The sequence below is a fragment of the Desulfosporosinus cupriresistens genome, assembly GCF_001707885.1.
Lineage (GTDB): Bacteria > Bacillota > Desulfitobacteriia > Desulfitobacteriales > Desulfitobacteriaceae > Desulfosporosinus.
On sequence record NZ_MASS01000051.1, the window covers coordinates 1 to 22,993 of the forward strand.

General features: G+C 44.0%; 23 protein-coding genes. All 23 read right to left on the reverse strand.

All coding sequences use genetic code 11. The annotated features are described in order from the left end of the window. Positions 1-356: 356 nt before the first annotated feature. Entirely contained in the window at positions 357-1,853 is a 1,497-nt protein-coding gene (gene lysS / locus DSBG_RS16825; RefSeq protein WP_068965417.1) for a lysine--tRNA ligase, read from the reverse strand. 266 nt (positions 1,854-2,119) lie between these two features. After that, positions 2,120-2,590 carry a transcription elongation factor GreA gene (gene greA / locus DSBG_RS16830; RefSeq protein ID WP_068965419.1) on the reverse strand — a complete coding sequence of 157 codons (471 nt, stop codon included), beginning with the start codon at positions 2,588-2,590 and terminating at the stop codon, positions 2,120-2,122. A 221-nt stretch (positions 2,591-2,811) separates the two neighbouring features. After that, positions 2,812-3,777, reverse strand: coding sequence for a tRNA dihydrouridine synthase DusB (gene dusB / locus DSBG_RS16835; RefSeq protein WP_068965421.1), 966 nt, complete (start codon positions 3,775-3,777; stop codon positions 2,812-2,814). An 18-nt stretch (positions 3,778-3,795) separates the two neighbouring features. Continuing rightward, entirely contained in the window at positions 3,796-4,563 is a 768-nt protein-coding gene (locus DSBG_RS16840; RefSeq protein ID WP_009612702.1) for a type III pantothenate kinase, read from the reverse strand. 33 nt (positions 4,564-4,596) lie between these two features. Next, complete coding sequence (locus DSBG_RS16845) at positions 4,597-5,136, reverse strand: biotin transporter BioY (RefSeq protein ID WP_068965423.1); 540 nt, start codon at positions 5,134-5,136, stop codon at positions 4,597-4,599. Between the two features lie 98 nt (positions 5,137-5,234). Next, positions 5,235-6,215 (reverse strand): biotin--[acetyl-CoA-carboxylase] ligase, encoded by a 981-nt coding sequence (locus DSBG_RS16850; RefSeq protein ID WP_068965425.1) that lies wholly within the window; start codon positions 6,213-6,215, stop codon positions 5,235-5,237. Next, the gene (gene nadC / locus DSBG_RS16855; protein ID WP_068965427.1) at positions 6,216-7,088 is read right to left on the reverse strand and encodes a carboxylating nicotinate-nucleotide diphosphorylase; all 873 of its coding nucleotides are present in this window, start codon (positions 7,086-7,088) and stop codon (positions 6,216-6,218) included. It abuts the gene before it with no gap. Continuing rightward, entirely contained in the window at positions 7,054-8,697 is a 1,644-nt protein-coding gene (nadB, locus tag DSBG_RS16860; RefSeq protein ID WP_176716305.1) for an L-aspartate oxidase, read from the reverse strand. Before nadB ends, nadC begins: the two co-directional genes overlap by 35 nt. Positions 8,698-8,721: 24 nt before the next feature. Then, positions 8,722-9,648 (reverse strand): quinolinate synthase NadA, encoded by a 927-nt coding sequence (nadA, locus tag DSBG_RS16865; RefSeq protein WP_068965462.1) that lies wholly within the window; start codon positions 9,646-9,648, stop codon positions 8,722-8,724. 67 nt (positions 9,649-9,715) lie between these two features. Continuing rightward, positions 9,716-10,099: an aspartate 1-decarboxylase gene (gene panD / locus DSBG_RS16870; protein ID WP_068965429.1), complete on the reverse strand. Its 384-nt coding sequence runs from the start codon at positions 10,097-10,099 to the stop codon at positions 9,716-9,718. Beyond that, entirely contained in the window at positions 10,092-10,949 is an 858-nt protein-coding gene (panC, locus tag DSBG_RS16875; RefSeq protein WP_083236937.1) for a pantoate--beta-alanine ligase, read from the reverse strand. Before panC ends, panD begins: the two co-directional genes overlap by 8 nt. Before the next feature lie 41 nt (positions 10,950-10,990). After that, a complete protein-coding gene (locus DSBG_RS16880) occupies positions 10,991-11,857 on the reverse strand; it encodes a Rossmann-like and DUF2520 domain-containing protein (RefSeq protein WP_068965431.1) in 867 nt (288 codons plus the stop codon). A gap of 237 nt (positions 11,858-12,094) precedes the next feature. Further along, the gene (gene folK / locus DSBG_RS16885; protein WP_068965433.1) at positions 12,095-12,559 is read right to left on the reverse strand and encodes a 2-amino-4-hydroxy-6-hydroxymethyldihydropteridine diphosphokinase; all 465 of its coding nucleotides are present in this window, start codon (positions 12,557-12,559) and stop codon (positions 12,095-12,097) included. After that, the gene (gene folB, locus DSBG_RS16890; RefSeq protein ID WP_068965435.1) at positions 12,556-12,933 is read right to left on the reverse strand and encodes a dihydroneopterin aldolase; all 378 of its coding nucleotides are present in this window, start codon (positions 12,931-12,933) and stop codon (positions 12,556-12,558) included. The genes folK and folB overlap by 4 nt, the downstream gene beginning before the upstream one ends. Then, complete coding sequence (gene folP / locus DSBG_RS16895) at positions 12,920-14,134, reverse strand: dihydropteroate synthase (protein WP_068965436.1); 1,215 nt, start codon at positions 14,132-14,134, stop codon at positions 12,920-12,922. Before folP ends, folB begins: the two co-directional genes overlap by 14 nt. 15 nt (positions 14,135-14,149) lie before the next feature. Next, on the reverse strand, positions 14,150-14,584 hold the full coding sequence (locus tag DSBG_RS16900; RefSeq protein WP_083236939.1) for an HD domain-containing protein: 435 nt from the start codon (positions 14,582-14,584) through the stop codon (positions 14,150-14,152). Between the two features lie 291 nt (positions 14,585-14,875). Further along, the gene (locus tag DSBG_RS16905) at positions 14,876-15,577 is read right to left on the reverse strand and encodes a DUF881 domain-containing protein (RefSeq protein WP_068965440.1); all 702 of its coding nucleotides are present in this window, start codon (positions 15,575-15,577) and stop codon (positions 14,876-14,878) included. Continuing rightward, positions 15,577-16,287, reverse strand: coding sequence for a DUF881 domain-containing protein (locus DSBG_RS16910; RefSeq protein ID WP_068965442.1), 711 nt, complete (start codon positions 16,285-16,287; stop codon positions 15,577-15,579). The genes DSBG_RS16905 and DSBG_RS16910 overlap by 1 nt, the downstream gene beginning before the upstream one ends. 63 nt (positions 16,288-16,350) lie before the next feature. After that, entirely contained in the window at positions 16,351-16,800 is a 450-nt protein-coding gene (gene ndk / locus DSBG_RS16915; RefSeq protein WP_068965444.1) for a nucleoside-diphosphate kinase, read from the reverse strand. Positions 16,801-16,829: 29 nt separating this feature from the next. Next, the gene (gene ftsH, locus DSBG_RS16920; protein WP_068965446.1) at positions 16,830-18,779 is read right to left on the reverse strand and encodes an ATP-dependent zinc metalloprotease FtsH; all 1,950 of its coding nucleotides are present in this window, start codon (positions 18,777-18,779) and stop codon (positions 16,830-16,832) included. 100 nt (positions 18,780-18,879) lie between these two features. Continuing rightward, positions 18,880-20,316, reverse strand: a complete 1,437-nt coding sequence (gene tilS / locus DSBG_RS16925) for a tRNA lysidine(34) synthetase TilS (RefSeq protein WP_068965467.1) — start codon at positions 20,314-20,316, stop codon at positions 18,880-18,882. Next, positions 20,261-20,731 carry a threonine/serine exporter family protein gene (locus DSBG_RS16930; protein ID WP_068965447.1) on the reverse strand — a complete coding sequence of 157 codons (471 nt, stop codon included), beginning with the start codon at positions 20,729-20,731 and terminating at the stop codon, positions 20,261-20,263. Before DSBG_RS16930 ends, tilS begins: the two co-directional genes overlap by 56 nt. A gap of 287 nt (positions 20,732-21,018) precedes the next feature. Beyond that, the gene (locus tag DSBG_RS16935) at positions 21,019-22,779 is read right to left on the reverse strand and encodes a formate--tetrahydrofolate ligase (protein WP_068965448.1); all 1,761 of its coding nucleotides are present in this window, start codon (positions 22,777-22,779) and stop codon (positions 21,019-21,021) included. Between the last annotated feature and the right edge of the window lie 214 nt (positions 22,780-22,993).

Consider the following 22,993-nt stretch of genomic DNA (forward strand, 5'->3'; position numbering starts at 1 on the left):
ACTTTCATTTTTTGCCCCGTTTGGACCGGAACCATATCTTAACACTTCTAATTTGCGTTGTCAATAAATATTATTCCGTCATTCCCTCATTGGTGCATGATTTTGTTCACTTATTTTTTCTTTGCTTAAATATTTCATCAAGCGAACAAATAGCATTATACCACGACTACCTTATCTTATTCAACCCCCTCTGTATGCCGTTAAACCGCTACCATTCCCTAATAAATCGTTCATTCTCACTTATAGTTCATTTATCTTCTAAAATGATCTTAAATAATAAATTTCTAGACATAAACCTCACCATGAAGCTGGCCAAATCTCAATCGATCAAGCCAGCATTTAAAGATCGATTTTCCTTACTCTTCAATATCTTCATCTTCGGATTGGGTGCTTTCGTCTCTTGGTCTCATTGTTGGGAAAAGGATGACATCCCGAATCGACGCGGAATCTGTTAAGAACATGACCAAACGGTCAATACCAATTCCTAGTCCACCTGTAGGCGGGAGCCCATACTCAAGAGCTTGAACGAAGTCTTCATCTAAAATATGGGCCTCATCGTCCCCTTTAATCCTTTCAGCAGCCTGGGCTTCAAAACGTTGCCGCTGATCAATGGGGTCGTTTAACTCAGAGAAGGCATTTGCAAGTTCACGCCCAAATATAAAAGCTTCAAACCGATCCGTATATTCTGGCTGATCACTGTTACGCTTAGCCAACGGAGAAATCTCTACAGGATGTCCAGTAATAAAGGTAGGTTGTGTCAAATTTGGTTCAACAAACTCTTCAAAGAACTCATTAATAATTTTACCACGAGACACATCCGCTTCGACATGAAGGCCTTTCTTTTGGGCAGCCTCACGCGCCTGTTCGTCGGTTTTGATACTTCGGAAGTCTACTCCTGAATACTCTAAGATACCATCCAACATTGGGAGACGGCGCCAAGGAGTTTTGAAATAGAGCGATTGCCCCTGATATGTAATTTCCAGTGTTCCATGAACTTTTTTTACAATATGCGCAATCATTTCTTCCGTCAATTCCATGATGTCTTCAAAATTGGCGTACGCTTGATAGAGTTCCATCATAGTAAACTCCGGATTATGCTTGATAGAAATTCCTTCGTTTCGAAAAGTCCGACCAATTTCAAATACTTTCTCGAATCCACCGACGATAAGACGCTTTAGTGGCAGTTCAAGCGCAATTCGCAAATAAAGATCGATATCAAGGGCATTGTGATGCGTACTAAACGGTCGCGCTGCCGCTCCACCGGGAATTGTATGGAGTGTCGGTGTCTCCACTTCGAGAAAGTCCCGCTCCTCCAAGAACTCCCTCATGAACCGTATTATTTTGCTCCGTGTTACAAACACTTGACGAACATCTGGATTCATAATCAAATCCAAGTACCGTCTACGATAACGTGTTTCTACATTCGTTAGCCCATGGAACTTTTCTGGAAGCGGGCGCATTGCCTTAGAAAGCAATTTCACATTGCGAGCATGAATAGAGATTTCTCCTCGTTTTGTACGGAAGACTTTTCCTTCAGCTCCGACAATATCTCCCACGTCAAATTTTGTGATTAAGTCAAACAGGGTCTCACCTAATTCATCCTTGCGAATGTAAATCTGGATACGCCCACTTAAATCCTGAACGTGTACAAAGATAACTTTTCCTTGGTCACGCTTGCTCATAATTCGGCCTGCAACGCTAACTTCCTGATCTTCTAACTCTTCAAAATGCTCTAAAATATCAAGCGCTTTATGCGTCCGTACATAGCGATCAGCATATGGTTCAACATCAGCTTGGCGAAGTAGCTCAAGCTTTTCTAACCGAATTCGCCAGAGGTCATTGGTAGTATCCATTCCTTAATTCCTCCATCATGTGTTCTCATATTATCAATTTTACCAAATTCAGACGTCACTAAACAAGGAAATTCAAACTCAAAAAGCGTTTTTCTATAGATAATAAACCTCAGACCTTATTATTTTCCATTTTTTGGTCAACTTTAAGTTAATAAACAAAGTGCAGCATCTGTACATAACAGAAACACTGCACTTTCAAATAAACTTATTTTCACTACGTATTTCTTCTTTATAGCCATAAGTGTTATCTATAAACCTTAAGGTTTTTATTTAATATCGACAATTTGGTAGTGTAAAATACCTGCGGGTACATTAACTTCCACTACTGCTCCCTTAGGTTGCCCTAAGACCGCCTTTCCGACTGGCGATTCATTGGAAATTTTATTGGTCCCTGGATCCGCCTCAGCAGAACCAACAATAAAGTACTCTTCTTCATCACCAAAGTCAATATCTTTCAGACGAACTTTTGCGCCTAATGTTACGATATCTGTTCCTTCAACTTCATCAATAACTCGGGCATTCCTGAGCATTTTCTCAAGAGTTATAATCCTTCCTTCAATAAAGGCTTGATCATTCTTGGCATCATCATACTCTGAGTTTTCACTAATGTCCCCAAAGTCAATGGCCTGCTTAATCCGTCCGGCAACTTCACGCCGCTTCACAGTTTTAGATAGTTCCAGCTCTTCCTCAAGTTTTTTGAGACCTTCTAAGGTTAGAATGACTTCTTTTTCAGGCATATTTTTCTCGCTCCCTTTTCTCGTCCTACGCATTGCGCGTCTTATCGTGCCGCGCGTTTTCTAAAAGCCTTATATGCGTACTTCCTTTAAATCTAGGAACTTCTTGAAAAATTCCTCAATTACATTACTCGTATTATAAGGACCTTGCAAAATAATGTCAAGGATGCAACTCTTCTTCTTAACGAGTAATGCTCTCATATTTTTTCTTTTTTCAACAGAAACTATGCGCTTTCTTCCAAGATTCGACTGAGGATCGTTCGCATTTCCTCTGGCGATCTTGTTTGCATAATCTCATCTCGAAGTTGAGCTGCCCTCTTAATCCCTTTGATGTACCACACTGCGTGTTTTCGCATTTCATTGAGCCCAATTCGTTCACCTTTGTAACGCAACACACGGTCGAAATGCTGCAACGCAACCTGAATGCGCTCCTCAATAGGTGGTTCGGGCAATACCTTACAATACTTTAAGAAATGCTGGGTACGTGGAATCAGCCATGGATTTCCAAGCGCGCCGCGGCCAATCATAACACCGTCACATTCAGTTTGCGCAATCAATCTACTGGCATCTTCGGGTTTGAATACATCTCCGTTCCCGATCACTGGAACTCTTACTTCTTTCTTTACTCGACGAATCCATTCCCAATCAGCACATCCTGCATAGAACTGTTCACGAGTTCGCGCATGAAGTGTTAGCATTTGGACTCCAACCGACTCAAGCCTTTTAGCCAATTCAACAGCTACAATTTCATCGTCATTCCATCCGAGACGTATTTTCACCGTCACCGGCACTTCTACAGCCTGCACAACCGCCGAAGCAATTCTTTGAGCACGCGGAAGATCTCTTAGAAGCGCTGATCCTTCACCATTCTTAACAATCTTTTGCGTGGGACATCCCATATTTATATCGATAACGTTAGCACCACATTCTATGGCTAATAAAGCTGCACGAGCCATTGTCCCCGGATCAGAACCAAAAAGCTGAACAATTCTCGGTTCAGGTTCTCCACTTAAATCTAGCATACTCAATGTCTTTGAGTTTTGATAAGTTAACGCTTTATCACTGATCATTTCAGTCCAAACATACTTTCCACCCACAGCACAAACCGTTTCACGAAAGGCTTTATCCGTCACTCCGGCCAAAGGCGCTAAAAATACTGGAACCTCAAGTTCATAATTTCCTAACTTCATGTCTAATTCCTCATTTAACTATTTCCGGTTACGTTCATAGATTAACAAAAGTCCCTCCAGCGTTAAATAAGGATCTACAATCTCAATTGTTTCCGATTCTTGAGAAATCAATTTTGCTAATCCCCCTGTCGCAATCACTTTGGTTTCCGGTCCCAATTCATCCTTCATGCGTTTAACAATCCCGTCTACTTGCCCGGTAAAACCATAGTAAATTCCGGATTGCATACCCGCTACCGTATTTTTGGCGATAACCGATGTAGGCTTAACCACTTCGATACGGGGCAATTTTGACGCCCTCAAAAATAGCGCTTCTGTCGAGATCCCAATTCCAGGAGCAATAGCACCTCCTAAGTATTCCCCACGTTTCGATATCACGCAAAACGTCGTAGCTGTTCCAAAATCTACAATGACAAGCGGACCTCCATATTTAGCATATGCAGCCACAGCATTAACAATGCGGTCAGCTCCCACCTCTCTAGGGTTGTCATATACAATAGGCATCCCTGTTTTAACGCCAGGTCCTACAACAAGAGGTTCTACCCCAAAATACTTTCGAACAAGGGCTTCCAACGTAGGCATCACCGGTGGAACCACTGAAGAAATAACAATTGCACTGATTTCTTGAAAGGTTAAGCCACTAAAATCAAATAAATTTTTTATAACAACTGCATACTCATCCATCGTTCGGGATTTATCAGTAGACACCCTCCAATGATGAGTCAGCACCCTCTCATCATAAACACCCAACACTATATTCGTATTACCCACATCAAATAAAAGAATCATAATAACGCTCCTTTTGGCTAAGTGAGCTACCCTTTAGGCGCCTTGACGCCGACGAACCACTTCTTGTCCGATCCAGACAGCAATTCCTGCCTTAATTAGATCCCCTAAAATAAAGGGAACAAAACCGATCATTAGAACACCTTCCACACTTGTCTGTTGGTGTAACACCCACTGTAAGATTATATAGAGATAGCTCAACCCAAAGAGATAGAAGGTAATAAGCCCTGCCAACACGCCAATAATTGCTCGCCACAAGCTCCCTTCACGGTATACATACCCGACAACATAAGCAGCAGCAACGTACCCCAGTAGAAATCCAAAAGTCGGCTTTAGAATGTAGCCTAACCCTCCAAATGGGGCTGTAGCAAATACGGGGAAACCAAATAGCCCTAATACAAGGTAAACCAACATGGCCAATGCCGCATACTCTGCCCCAAGAATAAGTCCGGAGATATAAACAAAAATTGGTAAAATACTAAAGGGAACCAACCCCGGTGCCCAGTGGAGTAACATTCCTGCCAGACACATAAGTGCTGCCATAACGGATGTCATTGCTAATTTCCTTGTTTTCATCACAAGCCCTCCTCTTATTGTAAACCTATTTTTAAATTATAGTTTACAATAGAACTAGATCACTTGCAATGGAATCCTCTTAAGAAATGAGGAACAATCTATAAATACGTGCTCGTTTTAGAACGAAGTTGAACTTCTCCTGCCGAAAAAATTTTTTCTCCCTCAACAGTTTCAAGGAGCAGAGCGCCGTCAATAGAGATCCCTTTGAAGATACCTTGAAACACTTGCTCTCTCTGCAGAATTCGAACTTCTTCGCCTAACCCAACTGCTCTTTCTGACCAGCTTGACCTTAACTCCTGAAACGCTCCTTTTTCGAGAGAGATTACTTCGTTTTCCAAACGCTTTAAAATCGAAGCTGCCAAAATGTTTAGATCCACTTCATATCCTAGAATTTCATAGAGAGTCGTTGCGCTCAACGACGTACTTAATTGTTCGCGCGGAAAATTTGCATTTATTCCCATGCCCAGAATCAAGGTCTGGACGGCATTCCACTCTCCCACAACTTCTCCAAGAATTCCTGCCAGTTTCTGACCGTTAAAAACAAGATCATTTGGCCACTTGATCCCAATACGAAGCTGGAAAAGATCCTCCAAAGCATCGACAATGGCAACACTCGCAGCAAGAGTTAACTTTGAAGCATCTGCTAGCGACAAATCAGGCCGGAGCACCACAGACATCCATAGTCCCCCCTTTGGAGATTCCCACTGTCGCTGTAGACGCCCTTGTCCTACGCTTTGATACTTTGCCAGAACAGTAAGCCCATGGACCCCACCTTGCTGAGCGAGCTCCTTGGCCCGTACGTTTGTGGAAGCCAACTCATCTTCAAGATAAATCGCGCGTCCCAATGACGTTGTTGTCAACGCTTGCTGTATAGCCCACTCATTTAAGAAAAGGGGCCTTTTCAATAAGCGGTAACCGTTTTTTGTCTGGCCCTCAATTTCAAAACCTTCATCTTTTAGAACCTTAATATGCTTCCAAATGGCTGCCCGCGTGACATTCAACAGTTGACTAAGTCTTTCGCCGGACACATATTCGTCAGGATGAGTAGCGAGGAGATGGAGGATGTCGTGACGTACCATTTAGATTCCTCTTTCCCAACTTGCCCTCGTCGAAGCCTTAATGTCACCGAGATCCAAGCTAAAGTCCAAAGCCTTAACCGAATTGGTCAAAGCACCTATTGAAATCAGGTCGACCCCCGTTTCAGCTACTTCACGAAGGTGTTCTTCCTTCATCCCCCCCGATGCTTCAACGATCGCCCGCCGATCAATATATTGAACGGCTTCTCGCATTTCTTCGATTCCCATGTTGTCAAGCATAATCACATCGACACCACAACCTACTGCTTCTTTCACTTGATCGAGACTTTCACACTCGACCTCAATCTTAACCATATGCCCAACTTGATTCCGGATCCGTTCAACGGCCTCGGTTAATCCACCCACTGCAGTAAGATGATTATCCTTTAACATAACAGCATCATAAAGCCCAAAACGATGGTTTTGTCCACCGCCAACTCTGACCGCATATTTCTGTAAAGCACGCCAACCTGGAAGGGTTTTTCGTGTATCCACGATGTTAACCGAAAGTCCAGCGACCCTATCAACTGCTTGTCTTGTTGCCGTAGCAATCCCAGAGAGATGTTGTAAAAAATTCAACGCAGTCCGTTCTCCTTGCAAAATACTACCAAAAGAGCCGACTAACTCTAGCACAACCCCTCCGACCTGCACTATATCTCCATCTTTGACCAACCTTTGGACCTGAATCAGCGGATCTACACGTTGAAAAACCTGTTCTACAAGCCACAGGCCGGCAACCACACCTTCTTGTTTGGCGTAAAGTTTGGCCACCCCTGTCAAGTCTTCTGGTAAAATCCTTGTACTGAGGTCCCCCGTCCCAATGTCTTCCTTCAACGCCTGATCAATCAGCTCCTGATACTGGAACGTAGTATACATGATATCCCTCCTTACGTTGCAGAGAGTGCTTTTGCCAGAGTCCGTCAAGACGCAACGGGTAGTCCGATCGGAAATGCCCACCTCGGCTTTCCTTACGATCAAAAGCAGCTTTGGCGATAACTGTCCCCACCGTCAACATGTTGGCTGTTTCCAGGTCATCCACACAGTAGGTTAAAAAATCCTCTCCTTCAAAAGCCGTCAATAACTCTGTGGCCTTCTTAAGGCCTGTTTCATTTCGTAAAATACCAACGTTGTCCCACATTAGCTCTTGAATCCGATTTCGCAAACGTTGTCCGTCTAATTTTTTTAGAGAACTATTCAGTGCAGGTTGTCTGTCATTTAGATTTCCCTCAGGGCTAAGAACCCCATCCCATGAAGGGCGTTTTGCTTCGACCTTATTCCCCATCTTTTCGACAATACGTGCTCCGAAAACCAGTCCATCCAACAAGGAGTTACTTGCTAAACGATTTGCACCATGGACTCCGTTACAGGCACATTCCCCCGCTGCATAAAGATTAGGTAGACTTGTCTCTCCATATGAGTTTGTGGCAATCCCACCCATCATGTAATGAGCAGCCGGTGCCACTGGTAACGGCGTTGTTAAAACATTTATTCCATAGTTCAAGCAAGTCTGGTAAATAGTGGGAAAGCGTTCTAGGATTCGTTTTTCCCCAATAGGCCTAAAATCCAAATAAACTGCACTCTGATTCATTTCCTTCCAAATGGCCCGAGCGACGATATCACGCGGAGCGAGTTCCTTACCCTGCACACTCTCCATAAAGCGTATCCCTGTGGAATTAATTAAATGTGCCCCTTCTCCGCGCACCGCTTCGGATATAAGAAAACGAGGTGCATTGGGAATTAATAACGCTGTGGGGTGAAATTGCACAAATTCCATATCCATCAATTCTGCCCCAGCACGGAGAGCGACTGCCATTCCATCACCTGTTGCAACACTAGGGTTCGTCGTATAACGATATACCTGCCCTAACCCCCCGGTCGCTAGAACCACTGCATTCGCTAAATGTCCTTCGAGTTCTCCTGTTTCCTCGTTAAGAACTAGGGCACCTACAATATCTCCTTTGTAATTTTCTAGTAGATCAACTACAAAACGTCCTTCACCGACAGTAATATTTGGGCTTTCTTTTGCTTTAGCAACTAAAGCTCGTTCGATTTCCCAGCCCGTGGCATCCCCTAACGCATGCAGTATTCTCCGCTGGCTGTGTGCCGCTTCACGGGTGAGCGCAAGCTCACCATCGTGACGGTCAAACTGAGCGCCCATATCCATCAATTCTTCAACACAACCAGGCCCCTCCTCAACCAATATCTTTACTGATAAAGGGTCACAGAGTCCAGCACCTGCCCGTAATGTGTCCTCAAAATGCAATGTCGGAGAGTCTGATTCATCGATAGCTACTGCAATCCCACCCTGTGCATGTTCGGTATTGCTTTCTTCAATCGTTTTCTTCGTAAGAACCGTAACCTGGAAGTGTTCATTTGCTTTGATCGCTGTATACAATCCGGCAATGCCGCTTCCGAGAACAAGTACGTCCGTATCAAAAACTTTTACCTCTGCTTTGGACCAAGAGTATATATAACGTCTCAACATGCCCATCCCCTGCTCTTCTGCTGCTTACAAAGCCAGCATTCGGTCTAGTGCCTCTTTGGCTCTGACTCGTATTTCCTCTTTCACCGTAACACGTGGAGAGAGGGCAATAAGTGCATCTCTTACTTTAACTAAGGTTGTCGATTTCATATTCGGACAAACCAAGCGTTCTGAGGCAAGATAGAATTCTTTATCCGGACAAACTTGATGGAGCCGATGTAAAATCCCCGACTCCGTGCCCACAATAAACTCTTTATTCTCTGAGTTCTGAGCGTACGTAATTAATCCTGCTGTAGACCCAATATAATCGGCTTCCTGGCAAATATCTTCCCGACATTCCGGGTGTACGATGACCTTTGCTAAGGGATGCGCTTCTCTGGCCTTAGAAATATCCTCTTTCGACAATCGGTCATGAGTTTTACAATATCCTGGCCAGAACTGAAGCGGACGATCAAGGATCTTCGCGGCGTAACGACCTAAGTTTTCGTCTGGAATAAATAAAATATCCTCTCCTTGTAATGACTGTACTACTTTTACCGCATTAGAGGAGGTACAACAGATATCGCTTTCCGCTTTGACTTCTGCAGAGGAATTAACATAACAGACCACTTGAACCCCTGGAACCTTTTTTTTATAGGCCCTTAAGCCTTCGGCATCCACCATGTCTGCCATAGGGCAACCCGCATTCAGCTCGGGTAATATTACAATTTTATCGGGGGATAGAATGGCAGCACTTTCTGCCATAAAATGGACACCACAAAATACAATGACTTCAGCATCCGTTTTTGCAGCCTGTTGACTCAGTTGCAGGGAATCCCCAACAAAATCGGCAATATCCTGAACCTCAGGTCTTTGATAATAATGGGCCAAGATAATTGCTTTGCGTTCTTTTTTAAGCGTTTCAATCTCCCCGGCTAAAGCCTGAAACAGCTCTTCACTAATTGTGTAATCCATAGGCTCCCCACCTTCCACTAAAGTGACTGAATCTTTTCTAAATACTAGGTCATTTCGACTCACCTTGTCAAGATTTTTGTCCATGGACTTCTTCCGCCAAAATCTTTGTTTGCTGGTTTTGGTCATTCACAAAGACAACTTTTGGATTATACTGATGGGCCGCTTCATCGGTTAGCACTGCATAGGAAATAATAATAACTTGATCACCAACTTGTACCTGACGGGCTGCAGAACCATTTAGGCAAATCGTTCCAGAGTTTCTATCCCCAGGAATAACGTAAGTTTCAAACCTTGCCCCATTATTATTATTCACTATCTGAACTTTCTCATTCGGCAGAATATCTGCCGCTTCCATTAATGCAGTGTCAATCGTGACACTTCCTACATATTGAAGATTTGCTTCTGTCACAGTTACTCTATGAATCTTAGATTTCATCATCATTCTAAACAACAGGTTCAACCTCCAAAACTTTATTATCAATCAACCGGGTAGATCCGAATCTAACCGCTAGGGCTACAAGCACTGGGTTCTCCATATTCGTTACCTCAGATAAGTCTTCCGCGTCCCTGACTTCGACATAGTCAATAACCCCCTGGCTCTCACGAGTGATTCTATCTCTTATACAAGTTTCGAGCACTTGTGCTGATCGTTCTCCTGCTCGCCATAACATTTCCGCCTCATTAAGGCTCTGGGACAGAATCAACGCCTCTTGACGTTGTTCTGAAGTTAGAAAAACATTGCGTGAGCTTAAGGCCAGTCCATCTTGTTCACGGACAATCGGGACTGGAATAATCTCAACTGGAAGATTAAGATCTTTTACCATCCGCTGGATGATCAGATATTGCTGATAATCCTTCTGCCCGAAAAAGGCGAAATCGGGTTGGACAATATGAAACAACTTACTAACAACCGTCACTACGCCACGAAAATGTCCGGGACGCTTAGCTCCGCAGAGTACTGAATCGAGTTGACCAACTTCTACATAGGTGACCATCGGGCGAGGATACATTTCCGCAGCGGTTGGATGAAAGAGTGCATCTACTCCTGCGATTCCTACTAAATGGGCATCTCGCTCTAGATCTCTTGGGTAACTCGAATAGTCTTCATTAGGACCAAACTGTAATGGGTTGACAAAAATACTCAGCACGACAAAGGCTCCGGATTGTTTGGCCCGCTCAACTAAGGCTAAATGTCCCTGATGCAGATAACCCATGGTAGGTATAAGTGCGATTTTCCTTCCCTGCCTTCGTTCCATAGCAACTATTTCACGTAATTCAGAAATATGTGAAGTTCTCTTCAAATCTATCTCTACCTTTCTTAATAACCTATTGCCCAAAGTCGTTAATTCGGCTTTTTAAGTAAAAGCTTCAACAAGTTTAATTCTTCCGGCGAATAGCTTAATCCCAGCTGGGCTTTCTTGTTTTCTCCCAGTTCCAAAGCTTTTAACCCTAATTCCTGATAAATCTCGACGAGTTTTGAGGGCATGTTGTCTAAATGACCTTGTACTACTTGGGCATCCCCGCGGGCAATCGGTCCAGTCAACGCTTGAGGTAATCCAACCTGTTCTAAATTAAAAAGAGTTCCTCTCATCAAGGGCAACAACGAAGCCAAGGCCTCCTCTGCTTGAATTCCCGCTTCAGCAAAAAGCTCTACCGCTAAAGAAGCTAGCACCACTAAATAATTAGAAGCTACCACCGCACCCGCATGATAAAGTGATTTTTGAGCAGCTAAAATAGGATGTGGAATTCCGCCCAAATCTTTGACGATTCTCTCCCCCAGTTCAGGGTTGTCTCCTTCGATCCCAAAATGAGTTCCTGAAAGAATGTTCAAGGCCTTCTCTACACTCGCAAATGCCTGAAGAGGATGTAACGATAAGCATTGTATGGGCAAACCTACTTCGACACGCAAAACATCCGAAGAGATTGATCCTGAACAGTGAATCCACACCTGTCCTGGTTTTACGAGTTTTTTTGTGACCAGATTCTCTGCAACCGTTCGAATCATCCCATCCTGAGTGGTAAGAAACAAAACATCTGCCGCAGGAACAAGTTCGTCTAAGGGGAGATGATTAATTTTCAAATAACTACTAAATCGCTCATACGAAAGACTACTTCGAGTATGAACCCCTATACATTCATGCCCCGCTTCTTCTAACCTTACAGCCAAGGCAGTACCTACGATTCCAGCTCCAATAATTCCAAATCTCATCTCGCCCCTCCAATTCACTATATTAAAATAAAAATACCCTCACAAACGTGAAGGTACTTCCTTTTCCCCTCCGTCTCGGTCATCTCGATCCAAGCGGGTTTTTCATTTTTGGTACGGGCACGAGTTTCGTGCCCGTACCATTTCGCAGTTGAACTTTCCACCTAAGCAGTACAACTCTTTCGATATCGTCTGCTAATTAGGCTGTCGTTGTAGATTCGCTAAGTCTAGAGCCCTATACTATATGAGTGGATGCACTTTTCCTTCTCCTGATACATCTGTAATGGATCTTCCCGATGGCAACACAAGTTTCGGTGCAATCTCTCGCAAAGGAGCAAGGACAAAAGCCCGATCTTCCAGATAAGGATGAGGTAGCGTTAACTCTTCAGATTCACTTACTCTATTATCATAAAGAAGAAGGTCAATGTCAATTGTCCTAGGACCCCAATGCAATTTACGCTCGCGTCCAAGCCTGAGTTCAATTTCTTGGCAAGCATGAAGCAGGTCTAAGGGTTCTAGGGTTGTTTCAACTTCTATGACTTGATTCCAGTACAAAGGTTGGTCCATGACCCCCCAAGGCTCTGTTTCATATATTCTTGAAGTGTTTACAATCTTTATCGTTGGGCTCATTAAAGCCGAAATTGCCTCTTCTAGATAATAGGCTCGGTCTCCAAGATTACTCCCCAACCCTAAATAAACCCTCATACTCTCTCTCCTGCCTCACGCCAAATTTCCACAGAAACATCTCTGAAAATCCCAGGAATTGGTGCCTGAGGTTTATGTACTTCTACCCGTATAGATGCACAGGAAAACTGGGCTAAGACACGTTGTGCTATCTCTTCCGCTAAACGTTCTACCAATTGATACCTGTCTTCGGTAACGCAAGCCTTAATAACTTGATAGACCTCTCCATAGTGAACAGTATCACCCACCTGGTCCGAAGAACCAGCCTGACACAGATCCAAGAAAATGTCCATATCAATTAAAAACCTCTGCCCCAAAACTTGTTCCTCTGGCAATACTCCATGGTATGCATAAAATTCTAGGCCGCGAAGGTGAATGGCGTCATGCCCCGACATAATGAACCCCTCTCTGTCCTCGAACAATGGCATCTGCCATTTGCACAGCCCTACTATTTGCTTGGACATCGTGGACACGTATGATATCTACCCCTGAAACAACCCCGAGAACGCTGGTTGCAAGTGTCCCCTCTAAGCGCTCATCCACCGTTTGGTTCAATGTCTTTCCAATCATAGATTTGCGAGAAGTTCCTAGCAATACCGGATGTCCCAGAGTTCTGAATTCCGCCAATCGGGCCATAACTTCCAGGTTTTGCTCTGTTGTTTTCCCGAATCCGATTCCCGGATCCACAATAATTTGATCTCCAGATAATCCCTGGGCTTCAGCAAGTTCAATACTGTTTCTTAGAAAAGTCAATATATCTCCCATGAGATGGCGATAAGTGGTCCCTTGTTGATTATGCATTATAATTACAGGGGCCTGATAATCTCCAACGACCCTAGCCATGTCCGGGTCTTTCTGCAATCCCCAAACATCATTAATCATATGAGCACCTGCTTCAAGCGCTTTGGCAGCGACGTTAGCCTTATAGGTGTCAACCGAGACTGGAATTGTCACCCGCTCTAGAAGCATCTTAAGTACTGGTTCTAAACGACACCATTCTTCCTCAGCACTCACCGCCTCATGCGTTGGTCGCGTTGACTCCGCACCGATGTCTAAAATATCGACGCCTTCCTTAACCATACGTTCTGCTTGTGAGATTGCATCTTCAATATTGAAGTACCTACCTCCGTCAGAGAACGAGTCCGGAGTAACATTTAAGATTCCCATGACCAAAGTTCGTTCTCCTAGCTTCAACTCCAAGCCACGACAGTTTAAGATGCGTGTTTTAGAAGGTTCCAAAGCTAAGATTAGCTGCTTAAGCGCATGCCCGATCGTCTTTAGCCCAAAAGGCTGGGCCAACACTTTACTTGCGAGATGTTCAAGCTGCCGAGTCGTACCAAGCAGCATAACATCTGTGGTCTCCACTTTATTGGTAATCACATCCCGGTGTACCGCTGCATCTCCGCCAACCGATAACATCTCCTGCTTAAGAATATGGGCCACTCGTAAAGGGACCTGCTCTAATTTTATTCCACGTCCTAATGCCTTCCCCGCCATATGAGCAATTCCTCCGGGGTCTGATCCAATTTGTTTTAAGGCCATTTTAGCTTCTACTAAATTATCTAAAGTAATCCACCGCATACTATAGGTTTGCATTGTATGCCCCTCCCCTTAATACATAATCTGTTTCATCGCATAGTTGAATTTGTAACATAGGGTTTGAGCTGAACAATGCCGACAATCTCTGGCCCAATCGTCCGCTAGGGCTAAGGCTTCTCCTAAAAGTGTCAAATTGTCCTCCGGATGCCGGCGGTGTTCTCGAATTCCCCTCAAAATAACTTGAATATCTTCAGAACTAAATCCACTTGCTTCAAGCAACGGGAGAGCCAGCCGCGCACTTACCTCTGCGTGATCTTCCCCAGTTTGATATTCTACCCAACGTCCAATATCATGAAGAAAGGCTGCTGCATATACTATCTCTTTTGGTAGAATCACTTCTCCTTTTTCGAGTATATATGAGTAAGCAACCCGAGCAACATTTAACCCATGGTCGAAGCCATGCTTACAAAACCGACGTTCCTTTTCTAATCCTACGATTCTTTCCATGTAGCAGATATAATCTTCATGTTCTATTAGCTGGTTGACGCGAGTCATCGAATTCAAAATATTGTCCAACTCCCAACATTTTATCACGTCTGCTAAATATCAGATTTAGTCCTAGAGTAAAAGCCCTGGGATTCACCCAAGGCCATACGTCCCTCTTTGAACAATCGCATATTAGTGCTAGATCGTCCAAAATCATCAATGCGAAATGTCCATATTCATAATATTATGATTTCTCTAGGACAAAGTCAATTACCTAAATGAAAATATTAAAAAATTTTAACTTTTTGAACATTAGGGGACAATCGGTTTTGCTTCCTTAAATACATACGCCCCCTTGTAGGATGGGATACTCAAGGTTTTCCTAGTTATGCTTACTGTCTGGCCATTTTGTTTCAGTGTTGAGGCCTCTAGTTTAGAAAAATAATCCAATAGGGTATCTTGATCCCCGATCGCATCCAATTCATAGGGAATTCCCTCAGTACGATTAATGGGTATAGTGTTCACTAAAATGGTCGAACTACCACTCAAAACAATGGCTGTCGAGCCAACAATCCGTTGACCGTTGATGCTGATTGCCTCAGCACCAGCGAATTTCAAGGTGTTAATCAGTCTAGCAATGTCATCTGGGCTAAGCGGAAAGAGGGCTTTTTGGCTGCGATCATCAATGCTAATCTGAATTCCTGGCCCCTCAACTGCTTGGATACCTTCAAGAATTTGCAATTGCTTCAGTTGAGCAAGTAGTTGAGGATCTGTTCCTACCTTTTTCCTAGCCGCATCCAATTGTTCTAATAAGACCCGATGATCTTCCTGAAGTTTAACATTTTGTGCCTGAGAATTGGAGAGTACCGATTTCATTTGGCCCATGCGCTCTGTACTAATTTGTTCCGCAGCCGATACATTTTTTTGGGTTTGTGCTTGAAGAGATATCAAAAAACCAAGGGCAATCGCCACCAAGGTGACGGGCAAGGCTAAACTTCTTTTCCAACGGTGCATTATGTTCCCTCCTTTACGGGTTCAGCATAATGATAATCTCGCAATCTGCCAGCCGGAATCACAACCTCATCTAGTACCTCAAGTTTACGTGTAATTCCATATTGTTGTTGAAAATCCCCAAGTTTATCCCAACCATAAAACTTAAGAGCAGCCGATAAATTATTCGCGTCACCAATAGCCTCAATTACATAAGGTGGCATTTGACGAGTCCCATTAATCTGAATATAAGATCCTCCACAGAATACCTCAGTATATGTCGTTACACGCTGGCCATTTACAGCAATCGCTTCCGCACCACCGTTCCACAAGGCGTTGAAGATCTCACGAATGTATTGTTCATGAATTAAAAAGTTATTGGGATCCTCTTGCCCAGTCGCCGCGCGTTTTGAATCATCAAGCGTTATCCGTATTGCAGGGCCACTAACTTTAAGCACACCAGCATTCATTTGAGCCTCTTGAAGTTGTTGATAGGCTAAGGTTGATGCGCTTTGACCCTGAAGGTACTTTGCCAACTCCTGCCGGATTCTTTCATTATCTTCGGAGATCTGCTGATTCTCTTGTTCCGTTTGAATGAGACTAGGTATTGCCGTTTCCTGTCGTGTCGCCTGACTACCAGCAGCTCCCTGGGTTTTGAGCAGAATAACAAAAAGAAATCCTATCAAGATAGAAGCCAACCCTAGTAAAGACCGCTCTTTTTTTTCTAGCTTCATCCAGAACACCTCCATAGAGTATCTACTTCGGAAAAAGGACACCCCTGCGGGCGTCCTTATTGCTTATTCACTCAACCATTCATCGCCAACTTTGCGATAGTTTATCAGTTCTTCCGGCTTAAAATATAGTCCAATCTCTCGCTCAGCGCTTGTTACGGAATCCGATCCGTGGATCACATTACGACTAATATCCATCGCATACATTCCTCGGATGGAGCCGGGATTGGCGTTTGCTGGATTTGTTGCCCCCATGAGCTCGCGGGCTAAAGCCACTACGTTTTTCCCTTCCCACACCATCGCAACAACCGGGGAAGACATAATGTATGTGACAGTCGGTTCGAAGAACCCTTTGCCTTTGTGTTCTGCATAATGTGCTTCCGCCAAAGTTCGATCCACTTGAAGCAACTTCATTCCAGCAAGCTTGAAGCCCTTTTCCTCGAAACGTGTAATTACTGCTCCAACTAACCCCCGCTGAACCGCATCCGGTTTCAGCATAATAAATGTTCTCTCCATATAGTTTATTCTCCTCTCATCATTGGGCTTTATTCGATTTTATTTAATTCATCTTCTAGAGTATGCCGTGGTAACTCTGTAGCTTGTTCGCTTTTATGTTCTATCGTATTTTGCGAATCCTCCACGGTCTTTTCTTGGTTTATTGAAACCTCGGTGTGATCTTCTGCTTTTGCTGGGACATCAAACCTAGCCATCAAGACGGCAAAAGCCGTGACATCAAGTGTCTCTTTCTCCATCAATGCTTCAGCAATAGCATGTAATTTCTCAATATTTTGCCGAATTAGATTTTGAGCTTTTTGATAGCAGTCATCAATAATGCGACGAGCCTCTTTATCAATTGCATAGGCTACAGTATCGCTATAACTACGATCACGGGAAATATCTCGTCCGAGAAAAACCTGTTCTTCTTTGTGACCAAAGGTTAGCGGACCAAGTTCCTCAGACATTCCCAACTCGGTTATCATTTTACGAACTATCCCTGTGGCCCGTTCTAGGTCATTTGAGGCGCCAGTACTGATTTCATGAAGAACTACTGCTTCTGCGACACGTCCGCCAAGTAACATAGTCACTTGGTCAAGCAGTTGAGATTTAGTCATATAATTACGATCTTCTTTAGGAAGAAGAAGTGTATATCCTCCAGCCCTTCCGCGCGGGATAATCGATACCTTGTGCAAGGGGTCCGTATGAGTGAGCAGTTCACCCAGTAAAGCATGCCCTGCCTCATGATAAGAGACAAGTTTTCTCTCGAACGCACTTATCACCCGACTCTTTTTCTCTGGTCCCGCAATAACCCGTTCAATTGAATCTTCCATTGTCTGCTGTCTAATTTGAGTTTCACTCCGCCGAGCTGAAACAAGTGCCGCTTCATTAATCAAGTTGGCTAGGTCGGCACCTGTAAAACCGGAGGTCCGTCGAGCAATAATCTCAAGATCAACATCCTTCGCCAAAGGCTTACCCTTCGCATGGACTTTAAGAATCTCTTCTCGCCCTTTTACATCTGGAACATCGACAACTACTTGCCTATCAAAACGACCCGGGCGCAAGAGGGCCGGATCAAGGACATCTGCTCTGTTTGTAGCTGCGATGATAATAACTCCATCATTACCGTTAAAACCATCCATCTCCACAAGAAGCTGGTTAAGAGTCTGTTCACGTTCATCATGCCCGCCACCTAAGCCAGCACCCCTTTGACGCCCAACAGCATCGATCTCATCAATAAATACAATACACGGGGCACTCTTCTTAGCCTGTTCAAACAAATCACGAACCCGAGAAGCTCCAACTCCGACAAACATTTCCACAAAGTCTGAACCACTGATGCTAAAAAATGGCACTCCTGCCTCCCCAGAAACAGCTCGGGCAAGTAGAGTTTTACCTGTTCCAGGAGGACCGAAAAGCAAAACCCCGGTTGGAATCTTAGCTCCTAATTCATTAAACTTTTTAGGGAATTTCAAGAATTCAACGACTTCCTGAAGTTCTTCTTTAACCTCATCTGCACCAGCAACATCAGCAAAGGTTACCTTCTTCTTGTCCTCTCCGACCAAACGTGCTTTACTCTTGCCAAACTGCATCACCCGGTTTCCGCCGCCCTGGCTCTGTTGCATCATAAAGAAAAACAAAGCCACTATGACCAATATCGGGAGCAATGTAGACAGGAGGCCGAACCACCACGGAGACTCCGCTGGAGGTGTTAAAGTTAGAGGAAGTCCATGGGAGTATAAATCCGCAGTAAGTTGTGGATCACTAGCAAACCCAATTACCTCATGCTTTGTGTCATCCTTCATCGTTACCGTATACTTAATGGTATTGTTGTCAATAACACCGTTGACATCCTTAACTTGGTCCTCAACAACAGCTCTTTTAAAAGTGTTGTAATCCATTGCTAGATCTTTATTAACGGGAGGGGTCGACCATTTTATTAACACAATTGCCATGAGAATTATAAGTATATAGATTGTTGCATTTTTAAAGACCTTCAAGTATGGTCCTCCTCTCTAGTGGGCAAATGCCTCATTAAGAAGCAATTCTATATATTATACCACGCTGTTTTGGGTTTTACAATGAATTCAAATTAGAACCCTAAGCCAAGCGTTTAAGTACGCAATAAACCCTTTTAGTATTCTGATCCGGTTGACACAAGTCACTTTGACGAACACCGGGAATCCAGAGCACCTCCGCTCCGAAAGCAATCAATGGCAGTGAATTTCTTACATCAATGGGTATATTCTCTTCTTGGAAAATCTTTTTCAAAGGTTTATGTCCGATACCTTGAAACCACATTTTGTCTCCTTGCCTCCGAGTACGACACACTAACCGTTCTGGAAGCTGACCTAAACGATCGTGGCTAAAAACCGCCACCTTAGTTTCGTTTTTATGGAAAGTTTCATTCTCGGAAGCAAGTTTTGATTCTTCGAACAAACCAATCTGTAATTTTGTACTCGGAAGGGAGAACCAGCGTCCCATGTCTAAAGTGATTTCTGGAAAGGCCCGCTCTAAGATCTGTTGGTTATTAATATTCTCGTCACTTGGCTGACCCAGAGAGACAGCAGAATAACTAAACCAAATACCTGCGTCTGTAACTTTTACAGTCATCCCTGGCAGATCCTGCTTCCAACCAGGCCGTCCCTTTGATCCCATAATTTTTGCAACATAGGTAAATCCTAACCCCCGAGGTTCTTGGGTAACTAACATTGCCGCTCTGCGTAACAGTCGGGAAAGAATCGCTGCAGGCTCAGTAAAGACATCACGACTTAAGCCAATCGTACCGCCAGAATCTCTAATGTGGTAGTGTTTCCAGGCCACCTCCACTTGTTGAGCTAAATATTCTTCATCCCAGCGGAGAAGTTCTCCCATACGCCCTAAAGCCTCCTGAAGTCGAGGATTGTAATCTTTCTCCAATTCAGGTAACAGTTCAAGCCGAATTCGGTTACGGATATAGACTGGTTCTTCATTTGAATGATCAAGAGCGTAAGGCAGATCCTCTCGCGCACAGTAGTCTAGAATATCTGCTTTCCTAAAGGTCAACAGGGGGCGAATGATCGAGTCTTTGGTCGGATATATTCCAGCTAAGCCTGCCGTCCCACTTCCTCTGAGTAACCTATAGAGAATCGTCTCTGCTTGGTCACCCAGATGGTGGGCTGTTGCAAGCAGGGCACATCCCTCCTTGCTCATGTCCTCTCTCCAGCGAGCGTAACGCCATTCCCTGGCCGCCTCTTGGAATGATTGCCCCATAGCCTCAGCATACCTCTTTGAATCGAAACGGTGCACAATACAAGGCGTCTCCCACTTTGCTGCCATAGTCTGAACTAGGTCCACCTCATTATCTGACTCTTTCCGAACCCCGTGATGAACGTGTGTTAAAACCAAGGAATTCCCTCTTCTACGTTCCTCTTGTACATATCGCCAAAGGATATGACTCAATGCTATAGAGTCCGGTCCACCTGATACCGCAACCATGATTTTAGTGTTCGGGGGGATTAATTGAGGTAATACGTGTGTGCGCAGTTTTTCGTATATGTTTTTCGCCCCCCTTCTGAACCAAACGCAAAGGAACTGTTGCAATCGCTATCCCAACCGCAATTGCGCCTGCAGCAAACAACGTCTCCGTCCCTTTTGTCAAAGCCCCAATAAAATTACCCTTTACCAAAGCTAACATCGTAGAATATGCGCCTGCTCCCGGTACCAAGGGAATAATCCCAGGCACTGCAATAATTAAAACAGGAACACGAAACATACGAGCTCCCCCTTCTGCCAAAAGTCCAATTCCCAGCGAAGAGAAAAAGATAGCTGTGTTCGTACCTCCAAGTGACCTGAAAACCAGCCACCCAATTGTTCCAGCCAAAGCGCCTGGCAATAAGTAACGGACAGGAACATTAAAAACCACCGCAAAAGCGAGCGCAGCGATGAAGGCAACTGTGATTTCTGTCAGCATTCACTCTACCTCCATTGTTCAAGATTACTTTTACTTTTACTTTTACTTTAACATTTACAACATTAACATTCTCTCCGTTTAAACACAACGGCATACTTAGTCAGAATGTCCAAAAATCCCACAAAACAATAAAATTTTAAAAGCCTCGGCGAAGGCGGCTGCCTAGTTGCGCTTATACCACAGAAAGCATGTAACAAAGTTATGCTTTCTGATAAGTACTAGAAAAGGCCCTGATTGCTCAGGGCCCTTAAAATCCTCTATTAGTTTAAGATATTTTTCGTTTAATTCTAGAACAAGCCGCTGACTTTCCCGGTTTTGGTATCAACGTCTACTCTTCTAAAGCCAGGGTCAGAACTCGTACCAGGCATCAAGGTGATTGTTCCAGCCATTGGACAAAGGAACTTAGCTCCACCATAAACTAAAACGTCGCGAATTGGTAATCTCCAGCCTGTCGGAACGCCTTTTAAAGTGGGATCATGAGATAAGCTCAAATGAGTTTTTACCATCATCGTCGAGAAATCTGCATAATGTGCATCAGCTTCAAATCTCTCAGCCTTAGCTAGAGCTTCAGGAGCCCAGTCTACGCCGTCTGCACCATAAACCTCTTTAGCGATCAGCTCGACACGTTGACGGAGAGGCATTTCTAACGGATAGAGGCATTTGAAATCAACTTTTTCTTTACAAGCTTCGATAACGGCATCCGCTAATTCCAAAGCACCGTCTCCGCCTTGACCCCAGTGATTGGAGTAAGCACAACGTGCTCCCGCGTCTTTAGCAATTTTCTTAACCAAGTCAATTTCTGCTTGGGTATCAGTGTGGAAACCATTGAGACAGACAACTGGAATAATTCCGGATTTCTTAACTGTCTTAAGATGATGAAGTAAGTTAGCGCACCCTTTTTCCACGAGTTCAAGATTTTCTTGAGTGTACTCTTCTGGTATTGGCCGACCTGGTACCACAGCTGGGCCGCCACCATGCATTTTTAATGCCCGGACTGTAGCTACAAGAACAGATACATTTGGAATCAAGCCACTCAAACGGGCTTTAACATTCCAGAATTTTTCAAAACCGATATCTGCGGCAAATCCGCTTTCTGTAACATGATAATCAAACATCTTGAGACCAAGGCGGTCAGCGATGATGGAAGACTGGCCGATAGCAATATTCGCAAACGGACCCGCATGAATCATAACAGGTTGACCTTCAGCAGTAAAACAGATCGTTGGATTAATTGTATTACGCATCCAAGCGGTCATTGCACCAGCAACTTCTAAGTCTTCAGTGGTAACCGGTTTGCCGGTCTTACTATAAGCAACAATAATTTTACCAATCCTGTCTCTCAAGTCAGGGAGATCTTTAGCAATCGCCAAAATAGCCATCAACTCTGAACCAACGGCAATTCCGAATTTGGACTGCATTTGGAAACCATCTTTTTTGCCGCCAATCCCGATAATAATATTTCTCAAGCCTTGAGCTGCAAAATCTATGATCCAACCCATTTCCACATTCTTAGGGTCTATGTCTAAGCGCTTCAAGCCCCGTTTAGCTAACTCTTCATCAGTATAGTTAGCCTCATGCTGCATCCTAGCATTAAGGGCAACCATAGCGAGGTTGTGAGCGTTCATAATATCATTGATATCCCCGGTTAAACCCAAGGAAAACTCAGTCATCGGGATTAATAGGGCGTTACCACCACCAGCAGCTGTTCCCTTAATATTCATTGTTGGTCCGCCAGACGGTTGTCTTAACGCGCCGCCAACGTTCATGCCTCTCTTAGCAAGTCCCTCAATCAAACCTAAAGAAGTCGTAGTTTTTCCTTCGCCTAATGGTGTCGGCGTGATGGCTGTCACTTCAACATAGAAGCCATCCGGCTTATCTTTGAGGCGCTCCATCATTTTTAGGAAGTCCACTTTCGGTGTTCTTCCGTGAGGAATTAACTCATCTTTTTCCAGAGACAGTTTTTTGACCAAATCGTCAACCGTGGGCATGTTCTTTTCGGCCTCTTCGGCAATCTGCCAGTCCTGTAGTTTAGTCGCATCCCAAGCCATCTTAACACTCTCCTCAATTTAGTTTTACTCTTTCCTGGAAATCCAAGAATAGAAACCTTTGCTAGGATCTTTATAAAGACACAATAGTTTGATTCGCCATAAAATTCTGTTTTCCTTCTTTAAATTGAATAATTTATCTGCGGTGGAATCATAGTAGGAACCTATTTCCGCGAGACCTATCCTAATCATAGCATCTCGGAACCACCTTTTGCCT

Bases quoted from the DNA above. Each gene is read 5' to 3' on its own strand.
- lysS (WP_068965417.1), bottom strand. From the start codon at position 1,853: ATGGATACTACCAATGACCTCTGGCGAATTCGGTTAGAAAAGCTTGAG.
- greA (WP_068965419.1), bottom strand. From the start codon at position 2,590: ATGCCTGAAAAAGAAGTCATTCTAACCTTAGAAGGTCTCAAAAAACTT.
- dusB (WP_068965421.1), bottom strand. From the start codon at position 3,777: ATGAAGTTAGGAAATTATGAACTTGAGGTTCCAGTATTTTTAGCGCCT.
- DSBG_RS16840 (WP_009612702.1), bottom strand. From the start codon at position 4,563: ATGATTCTTTTATTTGATGTGGGTAATACGAATATAGTGTTGGGTGTT.
- DSBG_RS16845 (WP_068965423.1), bottom strand. From the start codon at position 5,136: ATGAAAACAAGGAAATTAGCAATGACATCCGTTATGGCAGCACTTATG.
- DSBG_RS16850 (WP_068965425.1), bottom strand. From the start codon at position 6,215: ATGGTACGTCACGACATCCTCCATCTCCTCGCTACTCATCCTGACGAA.
- nadC (WP_068965427.1), bottom strand. From the start codon at position 7,088: ATGTATACTACGTTCCAGTATCAGGAGCTGATTGATCAGGCGTTGAAG.
- nadB (WP_176716305.1), bottom strand. From the start codon at position 8,697: ATGTTGAGACGTTATATATACTCTTGGTCCAAAGCAGAGGTAAAAGTT.
- nadA (WP_068965462.1), bottom strand. From the start codon at position 9,648: ATGGATTACACAATTAGTGAAGAGCTGTTTCAGGCTTTAGCCGGGGAG.
- DSBG_RS16880 (WP_068965431.1), bottom strand. From the start codon at position 11,857: ATGAGATTTGGAATTATTGGAGCTGGAATCGTAGGTACTGCCTTGGCT.
- folK (WP_068965433.1), bottom strand. From the start codon at position 12,559: ATGAGGGTTTATTTAGGGTTGGGGAGTAATCTTGGAGACCGAGCCTAT.
- folB (WP_068965435.1), bottom strand. From the start codon at position 12,933: ATGTCGGGGCATGACGCCATTCACCTTCGCGGCCTAGAATTTTATGCA.
- folP (WP_068965436.1), bottom strand. From the start codon at position 14,134: ATGCAAACCTATAGTATGCGGTGGATTACTTTAGATAATTTAGTAGAA.
- DSBG_RS16900 (WP_083236939.1), bottom strand. From the start codon at position 14,584: ATGGAAAGAATCGTAGGATTAGAAAAGGAACGTCGGTTTTGTAAGCAT.
- DSBG_RS16905 (WP_068965440.1), bottom strand. From the start codon at position 15,577: ATGCACCGTTGGAAAAGAAGTTTAGCCTTGCCCGTCACCTTGGTGGCG.
- DSBG_RS16910 (WP_068965442.1), bottom strand. From the start codon at position 16,287: ATGAAGCTAGAAAAAAAAGAGCGGTCTTTACTAGGGTTGGCTTCTATC.
- ndk (WP_068965444.1), bottom strand. From the start codon at position 16,800: ATGGAGAGAACATTTATTATGCTGAAACCGGATGCGGTTCAGCGGGGG.
- DSBG_RS16930 (WP_068965447.1), bottom strand. From the start codon at position 20,731: ATGCTGACAGAAATCACAGTTGCCTTCATCGCTGCGCTCGCTTTTGCG.
- DSBG_RS16935 (WP_068965448.1), bottom strand. From the start codon at position 22,779: ATGGCTTGGGATGCGACTAAACTACAGGACTGGCAGATTGCCGAAGAG.